Here is a 4,318-nt window from a genome sequence, read left to right on the forward strand (position 1 = left end):
GCGTGTGGCCGGGGTGCCGGAGAGTTACGGATTCGATCGCAAGAACAAGGTTTTCCATCTGACCTATTCCACTCAGCGTGCCGACGGGAACGACCATTTTCCGCCCGGTTCTGTCACCGAAATCTTTGTCCCGGAACGGCATTATCCCGATGGCTATCAGGTGTCTGTAGATGGTGGCCAGGTTCTTCCCGGATCAGATGACCGGATTCTGCGGATTGTCAGCTATGCGGGGGTGGGGACAGTGACGGTGAAAGTCACCCAGTGAGTTTGCGGGAGGGCATTAAATGTCCGCATAGCTTTCCCCTCCCTTCAGCCATCGTCGCAATAGTGATTCGACATTGTCGGGGTGGTCATGAAGCAGCTTGTCGGCCACCTCACGGGCGGGCTCCATCAGGGATTCGTCGCGCACCAGGTCGGCAATACGGAATGCCATGTCGCCGGTCTGGCGGGTGCCCAGCCACTCGCCGGGGCCGCGCAGTTTCAGGTCTTCCTCGGCAATCACAAAGCCGTCGGTTGTGTCGCGCATCACCGCCAAGCGCCGTTTGGCGGTGAGCGACAGGGGCGTCTGGTAGAGCAACAGGCAGTAGCTTTGCTCGCCGCCCCGGCCCACTCGTCCACGCAGTTGGTGGAGCTGGGCCAGACCCAGCCGTTCCGCATTCTCCATCACCATCAGGGTGGCATTGGGTACATCGACGCCCACCTCGATCACGGTGGTGGCCACCAGTAACTGGGCCTCGCCACTGGCAAATCTGGCCATGCGTTCAGCCTTCTCCTTTGCCTTCATGCGACCGTGCACCAGTTCCACGGTGAGATCGGGCAAGGCGGCCTGCAATTCCTCAAAAGAGGCTTCCGCCGCCCGGGCCTGAATTTCCTCGGATTCCTCAATCAGCGGACAGACCCAATAGGCCTGTGTGCCCTGCTGGCAGGCGTCGTTGATGCGCTCGATTACCTGTGGCCTACGTCCTTCCGGTAGTACCAGAGTGTCGATGGGTTTACGTCCCGGGGGCATTTCATCAATGACCGAGGTATCCAGATCACCGTAGACGCTCATGGCCAGGGTGCGGGGGATCGGCGTGGCGGTGAGCACCAGCTGGTGGGGCACCTGGATGCCATGGCGAGTATCGAAGCGGCCTTTTTCGCGCAGGGCCAGGCGCTGTTGCACGCCGAAGCGATGCTGCTCGTCGATGATAGTCAGTCCCAGGCGATGGAACTGTACGGCTTCCTGAAACAAGGCATGGGTGCCCACCACGATATGGGCGCTGCCGTCTGCCAGCGCCGCCTGGGTGTCCCGCCGGGCCTTGGCCCCCAGACTGCCAGCCAGCCAGTGCACCTGGATGCCCAGCGGTGCCAGCCAGTGGTGGAAGTTGTCCCGGTGCTGCTCGGCCAGCAGTTCCGTGGGCGCCATCAGCGCCACCTGGTAGCCGGATTCGATGGCGGCTAGCGCTGCTGCGGCGGCGACCAGGGTCTTGCCCGAGCCCACATCCCCCTGTACCAGCCGCAGCATGGGGTGGGGCTTGCCCATATCGCCAAGCAATTCTCCAATCACCCGCTGCTGTGCCCCGGTGAGGGTGAAGGGCAGGCTGGCCTGCAGTTGTTCGAATAGATCATCCGCGTGCAGGCGCGGCGCGTGGAAGGCTTTCTGACCCGCCCGTTTCTGCAGCATGCCCAGCTGGTGGGCCACCATCTCTTCCATGACCAGCCGCTTTACCGCCGGGTGTTTGCCGTCCAGCAGCAAGTTGACCGGATCATCCGGGCGCGGATTGTGCAGTTTGCTCAGGGCGTCGGTGAGTGATGGCAGGCCGCGTTGGTCCAGCAGTTCGCCGGGAATCAGTTCCGCCGGCGGGTGACCCTGCAGGTAATGCAGGGCCTGACCGGCCAGGTTGCGCAGCAGTTTCTGGCTGACCCCTTCGGTGGTGGGGTAGACGGGAGTCAGTGCTTTTTCCAGGGGGGGCAGGGTGCTGCCAATTTGATATTCGGGATGATAAAACTCCAGTCCGGCGGCCCCGGGGCGGGGTTCCCCATACACGCGAATGGGCCTGCCCCGCTCCATGTTGTTCTTCTGCGCGGCGCTGAAATGATAAAAGCGCAGGGTCACCATGCCGGTGCCATCGGCTACCTTGCACAGCAACGACCGTCGGCGCCCGAACACCACATCGGCCGCCATCACTTCGCCTTCGATGACCACCCCGGTTTCCGGGCGCAGACTGCCGATGGGGGTAATACGGGTGCGGTCTTCGTAGCGAAACGGCAGATGGAACAGCACATCTTCCAGACTATGCAGGCCCAGTTTCGCCAGCCGTTCGGCAGCGGCGGGGCCCACGCCTTTCAGGCGGGTGATGGGCAGGGCGGAGAGACTGTCACTGGCCATTATACCGCGCCGCTGTAGGAGCACCTTTCGAGGTGCGAACGGTACTTGGGAGATCGTCTTCAAACAGGTTCGCACCTCGAGAGGTGCTCCTACGGGGAGCGATCATCCAACCCATGATTAACCGGCCAGCCCTTCCTTCGGCACCGCCTGGCGCAACACCTCGATGGCTTTCGGCCGCGGGAAGCTGTCCCGCCAGATCAGGGCAATGGTCCGCGCCGGGACCGGAGCCTTGAAGGGGCGTACCGCGAAGGTGGCCTTGTCGTAGCCGTGCTGGTGCAGGGCGGAGTTGGGCAGCACGGTGATGCCCAGACCGCTGGCGACCATGTGGCGTAGCGTTTCCAGGGAGCCGCCCTCAATCTGGACCAGGTTGCGCTGGCGCTGGGAATCGATGGCCGGGCACAGTTCCAGCACCTGGTCCCGGAAACAGTGGCCTTCACCCAGTAACAGCAGGGTTTCGTCCAACAACTGGTCCGGGCTGATTTCCTTCTGGGTGGTCCAGGGATGATCGCCGGGCAGCAGCACCGAAAAGGATTCCTCGTACATGCGTGCCCGCACCAGGCCGCCACCGGAGAACGGCAGCGCGACGATAATGGCATCCAGATCGCCCTGTTCCAGCTTGCGACGCAGTACGTGGGTGTAGTTCTCTTCGATAAACAGGGGCATTTCCGGTGCCGCTGCACGCACCTTCGGCACCATGGTGGGGAACAGATAGGGTGCCACCGTAAAAATGGCGCCAACGCGCAGTGGTGACCCCAGTTGATCCTGCTGGCTCATGGCCATCTGTGTCAGCAGGTCCGCCTGTTCCAGCACCCGCTGGGCCTGGGCCACAATTGGCTCCGCCTGCGGGGTCACGACTACCTCTCTGGGACGCCGTTCGAACAGGGGCATGCCCAGCTGCTCTTCCAGCTTCTTGATTGCCGCGCTGAGAGTGGGCTGACTCACGTTGCAGGCCTGGGCGGCGTGGCCAAAATGGCGCTCCCGGGCCAGGGCGACTAAATAGCGAAGTTCTGTTAGTGTCATGGCGTCGATACGTTTAGTCGATGATAGTTCATTGTGCACACCCACGGGGGGGGATGCCAGAGCGCTGATTAATTAATAATGAATAATTAATAGTGAATAACTCGCGCCAGGCCGAGGCAAATTTTCCTGTCCAGACAGGCGCGCCCAGGCCCTGTAGCGAGTCCGGTTTTCATTATTAATTATTCATTATTAACTATTCACTGGTTTTAAATTTATGTCCCATATCCTGATTGCCGGCCTGGGAGATCTGGGGACCGGCCTTGCGGAACAGTTACTGGCAGACGGACACCGGGTTAGCGCTATTCGCCGGGGCAGCCGCTGCCCTGCCGGGGTGGAGCTTTACAGCCAGGACCTGCTGGAGGGTGCCGCCATGTTGCCGCCGGATCCGGTGGATCTGGTTGTCATCATCATGACGCCATCCGAGTACAACGAAGAAGGCTATCTGAAGGCCTATGTGCGGGCGCCGCAGACCCTGCTGGATGCTCTGGCCGGGCAGCAGCCGCTGCCGCCGGTGATCTTTGTGTCCAGTACGGCGGTGTTCGGTGACGTGGCGGGTGAGGTAGATGAGCTGACACCGCCTCGACCCACCCGGTATAACGGCAAGGTGCTGCTGGCCGCGGAAGAGGAGCTGAGCATCCGGAGCCACTGTACGGTGGTGCGATTTTCCGGCATCTATGGACCGGGCCGCTATCGGCAGATCGACAAGGCGGCGCGGCTGGCCCGGGGCGAGGACGCACTGCCGGCCGCCCAGTGGACCAACCGCATTCACCGGGATGATTGTGTGGGCCTGCTCAAGAGCGTGGCTGATGGCTGGCTGGCAGGGCAGGAAATGCCGCCGCTGGTGATCGGTACCGACAACGTGGGTGGACGTAACCTGGACGTGCTGCAATGGTTGGCCCAGCAGCAGGGGCTGACCCTGGCGGTGCCCGA

4 protein-coding genes are annotated in these 4,318 nt (G+C 62.2%); 2 read left to right on the plus strand and 2 right to left on the minus strand.

The features are described 5' to 3' along the window. The coding region (locus tag HUJ17_RS15170; RefSeq protein ID WP_290511480.1) for a hypothetical protein at nt 1-265 on the plus strand (265 nt) is incomplete at its 5' end. A 15-nt stretch (nt 266-280) separates the two neighbouring features. Here the strand turns inward: HUJ17_RS15170 and recG are convergent. Together recG and HUJ17_RS15180 are read right to left on the minus strand one after the other, a co-directional pair. Continuing rightward, nucleotides 281-2,368: an ATP-dependent DNA helicase RecG gene (gene recG / locus HUJ17_RS15175; protein ID WP_290511481.1), complete on the minus strand. Its 2,088-nt coding sequence runs from the start codon at nt 2,366-2,368 to the stop codon at nt 281-283. A 117-nt stretch (nt 2,369-2,485) separates the two neighbouring features. Continuing rightward, complete coding sequence (locus HUJ17_RS15180) at nt 2,486-3,388, minus strand: hydrogen peroxide-inducible genes activator (RefSeq protein WP_290511482.1); 903 nt, start codon at nt 3,386-3,388, stop codon at nt 2,486-2,488. Between the two features lie 214 nt (nt 3,389-3,602). On the opposite strand from HUJ17_RS15180, the gene HUJ17_RS15185 reads away from it, so the two are divergent. Beyond that, the coding region (locus tag HUJ17_RS15185) for an NAD-dependent epimerase/dehydratase family protein (RefSeq protein WP_290511483.1) at nt 3,603-4,318 on the plus strand (716 nt) is incomplete at its 3' end.

This window comes from Alcanivorax sp., assembly GCF_014762765.1.
Lineage (GTDB): Bacteria > Pseudomonadota > Gammaproteobacteria > Pseudomonadales > Alcanivoracaceae > Alcanivorax.